The sequence below is a fragment of the Dietzia sp. SYD-A1 genome, assembly GCF_015356725.1.
Classification (GTDB): Bacteria; Actinomycetota; Actinomycetes; order Mycobacteriales; family Mycobacteriaceae; genus Dietzia.
In genome coordinates, this window is the sequence record NZ_JADDKI010000715.1 from 1 (window position 1) to 2,150 (window position 2,150).

The 2,150-nt window shown below is 71.1% G+C and carries 2 protein-coding genes; one reads left to right on the forward strand and one right to left on the reverse strand.

Features of this window, described 5'->3' with window-relative positions:
• Positions 1-329 (forward strand): DUF4439 domain-containing protein (locus IY392_RS19010; RefSeq protein WP_194862066.1); only part of this gene is annotated, 329 nt, incomplete at its 5' end.
• 4 nt (positions 330-333) lie between these two features.
• Here the strand turns inward: IY392_RS19010 and IY392_RS19015 are convergent.
• Positions 334-2,085 (reverse strand): proline--tRNA ligase, encoded by a 1,752-nt coding sequence (locus IY392_RS19015; protein WP_107758107.1) that lies wholly within the window; start codon positions 2,083-2,085, stop codon positions 334-336.
• Positions 2,086-2,150 lie beyond the last annotated feature (65 nt).

The following is a 2,150-nucleotide window of genomic DNA, read 5'->3' on the forward strand; positions in this document are numbered from 1 at the left end:
GCTCTATCCGCGCCGCGGTCCTGCGTGAACTCGCCGCCCACCGCGCCCGGCGGGACGCTGCGGAGGAACTCTGGCCCGGGGCCCCCGCCGCCCCGGTCGGCTATCTGACGACCCCCGACACCCCGACCTCGCCAGTGCTCCTCGCCATCCGTCTCGAGTCCGATTGCTGCGTGGCGTGGCGGACGGAGATCGGCACCGCGCGGTCGCCGGAGGTCCGGAGGTTCTGTCTCGACTCCCTCACGGCCGCGTCGATCCAGCTCCAGCGGTGGCGGACGCTGGTCCCGGGCGCCCCGTTCGAGGCGCTACCCGGCTTCCCTCCCCAGGCCTGACCGGCTAGCGCCCGGCCCCGATCGTGCGGACGATCTCCTCGGCGGCGCCGTCCACCGGGACCTGGGTGATCTCGCCCGTCGCGCGTTCCCGGAGCTCGACGGTCCCCTCCGACCAGCCACGGCCCACCACGACCACCCACGGGACACCGATCAGCTCGGCGTCCTTGAACTTCACTCCCGGCGAGGCCTTGCGGTCGTCGAGGATCACCTCGAGGCGGGCCCGGTCGAACGCCTCCACGAGCGTCGCGGCCCCGCTGATCGCCGCCTCGTCCTTGTTGGCGATCACCACGTGGACGTCTGCCGGCGCGGCGGCCTGCGGCCACACCAGACCCTTCTCGTCCGCGTACTGCTCGGCCAGCACGGCCACCAGCCGGGACACCCCGATGCCGTAGGAGCCCATCGTCACCCGAGCGGGCTTGCCGTTCTCCCCGAGGACGTCGAATCCGAAGGCGTCGGTGTACTTGCGACCGAGCTGGAAGATGTGGCCGATCTCGATCCCCCGTTCGAGGGTGAGCGTGCCGTGGCCGTCGGGGGCCTCGTCACCCTCCCTGACCTCCGCGGCCTCGATCGTTCCGTCGGGGGTGAAGTCGCGGCCGCAGACCAGGTCCACGACGTGCCTGCCGGGCTCGTCCGCCCCGGTGATCCACGCGGTCCCCTCGACCACCCTGGGGTCCACCAGGTACCGGACCTCGTGGGCGGCCAGGGCCCCGGGACCGATGTACCCCTTGACGAGGAACGGGTTGGCGGTGAAGTCGGCGTCGTCGAGCACCGCGACCTCGGCGGGCTCGAGGACCGCCTCGAGGCGCTTCATGTCGACCTCGCGGTCCCCGGGCAGGCCCACGCCCAGCAGTTCCCAGTCCCCGCCCGGGGCACGGACCTTGAGCATCACGTTCTTGAGGGTGTCCGCCGCGGTCACCTCGCGGCCGAGTCCCGCACCGTTGGCCCAGTCGACCAGCGTCGCGATGGTCGGCGTCCCGGGGGTGTCGTGGACGACGGCGGCAGGCAGTCCCTCGAGCGGGCGGGAGGGCGGAACCGGGGTCACGACCGCCTCGACGTTGGCCGCGTAACGCCCGTCGGTCGACCTGACGAAGGTGTCCTCACCCGCCGGGGAGATCGCGAGGAACTCCTCGGACGCCGAACCGCCCATCGCCCCCGAGGTGGCGGCGCAGATCACGTACTCGATTCCCAGGCGGTCGAAGATGCGCTGGTAGGCCTCCCGGTGCACCTGGTACGAGCGCTCGAGACCGGCGTCGTCCAGGTCGAAGGAGTACGAGTCCTTCATGGTGAACTCACGCCCCCGGAGGATTCCCGCGCGGGGTCGCTCCTCGTCCCGGTACTTGGACTGGATCTGGTACAGGGTGACGGGCAGGTCCTTGTACGAGGAGTACTCACCCTGGACCGTGAGCGTGAACAACTCCTCGTGGGTGGGGCCGAGAAGCATGTCGTTGCCCTTGCGGTCCTTGAGACGGAACAGCGCCGGCCCGTACTCGGTCCACCGCCCCGTCGTCTCGTAGGGCTCGCGGGGCAGGAGCGCGGGCAGGCTGATCTCCTGGGCGCCGGAGGCGTCCATCTCCTCTCGCACGACCTGCTCGATCCGCCGGAGGGTGCGCAGACCGAGGGGCAGCCAGGAGTACACGCCGGGCGCGACGCGCCGGATGTAGCCGGCACGGACCAGCAGCTTGTGGCTCAGGACCTCGGCATCGGCCGGGTCGTCGCGGAGCGTGCGCAGGAACAGGTGGGACAGACGCGTGATCACGGTGGTCAAGCCTAGGAGCGTGGGTCAGTAACACGCCAGTTCAGGTCCGCTGATGGGGCGGGTTC